This window comes from Alishewanella sp. WH16-1, assembly GCF_001441695.1.
Taxonomy (GTDB): Bacteria; Pseudomonadota; Gammaproteobacteria; order Enterobacterales; family Alteromonadaceae; genus Alishewanella; species Alishewanella agri.
Map to the genome: position 1 here is coordinate 1 of NZ_LCWL01000127.1, position 1,023 is coordinate 1,023.

The 1,023-nt window shown below is 47.2% G+C and carries 2 protein-coding genes; both read right to left on the reverse strand.

What is annotated here, in order from left to right; all coding sequences use genetic code 11:
* Nucleotides 1-333 precede the first annotated feature (333 nt).
* The gene (locus tag AAY72_RS13760; protein WP_008950246.1) at nt 334-615 is read right to left on the reverse strand and encodes a BrnA antitoxin family protein; all 282 of its coding nucleotides are present in this window, start codon (nt 613-615) and stop codon (nt 334-336) included.
* Entirely contained in the window at nt 590-874 is a 285-nt protein-coding gene (locus AAY72_RS13765; protein ID WP_057788270.1) for a BrnT family toxin, read from the reverse strand. The genes AAY72_RS13760 and AAY72_RS13765 overlap by 26 nt, the downstream gene beginning before the upstream one ends.
* Nucleotides 875-1,023: the final 149 nt, after the last annotated feature.

The following is a 1,023-nucleotide window of genomic DNA, read 5'->3' on the forward strand; positions in this document are numbered from 1 at the left end:
TGCTTATACTATGCCTGATAGTTATTAACACACCGCATTAGCGATAGGGTTAGCCCATTTAACGCGCCAAAAAACAAACCCGCGCGAGGCGGGCTTGTGGTTCGGTATCTGACCCTGAAGGTTCGACAGAATGCTGAATAATGCCAGATGGTACTAATCTCTAAGCAGCAGCGGTATTACGATGCTCTTACCACGCTTGCTGATACCATGCCTGATAGCTATTAACACACCGCATTAGCGGTAGGATTAGCTAATTTAACGCGCCAGAAAAAACAAACCCGCGCTAGGCGGGCGTGTGGTTCGGTATCTGACCCCGAATGAATGAATGTAATGTCAGGGGTGTGATTGCATATAATCTTTCAGTGCCTGTTCAAGCCTTGTTTGCCATCCTTTTCCACTGGCACGGAAATAACCCACCACTTCAGGCGACAAACGAATCGTTACGCTTTCTTTTTTAATCGCAGCTTTAGGACGGCCCATTTTGGTCAGTGGCTGAAACTGCGCAAAGTCATCGGCTGTTGCTTCAAAATCATCTGTATCAGCAGCTATCATTTCGTTAATTTGCTGATCCTCTTCCGGCGTTGGCCGATTAAGTTGTCTGTTTTGTTGCTTCATATAATGCGACCTCTCTGCTATTCGCTTTACGTAAGCTGATAATGCGGATGGCATCTTCCCGATGAGTATGCACCACACAGTACAGCCTGTTTTCAGCCGGCATAATGGCATAGCCACGATAACGCACTTCACCATAATCTCGACGCACGTCTTCAGCACCTAACCAGGAATCCCAGTCCAGGTTTGCCGCCGCGGACAGTGAAATCCCGCGTTCAGTCTGATTCCTCAGATTTCTTTGTGGATCATAGGTGATGTTCATACACTAAGTGTACATACAAAAAGTAATTTAAGCAAAGTGCATCCCGCAAAACTACGCAAAAACAAACCCGCTCGAAGCGGGCTTGTTGTTCGGTATCTGACCCCGAAGGTTTTAAGGTTTTGACCCCGAAGGTTTAGGCGGGCTTGTGG

Excerpts from the sequence above, each read along its gene's own strand:
- AAY72_RS13765 (WP_057788270.1), bottom strand. The coding sequence starts at position 874 with ATGAACATCACCTATGATCCACAAAGAAATCTGAGGAATCAGACTGAA.
- AAY72_RS13760 (WP_008950246.1), bottom strand. The coding sequence starts at position 615 with ATGAAGCAACAAAACAGACAACTTAATCGGCCAACGCCGGAAGAGGAT.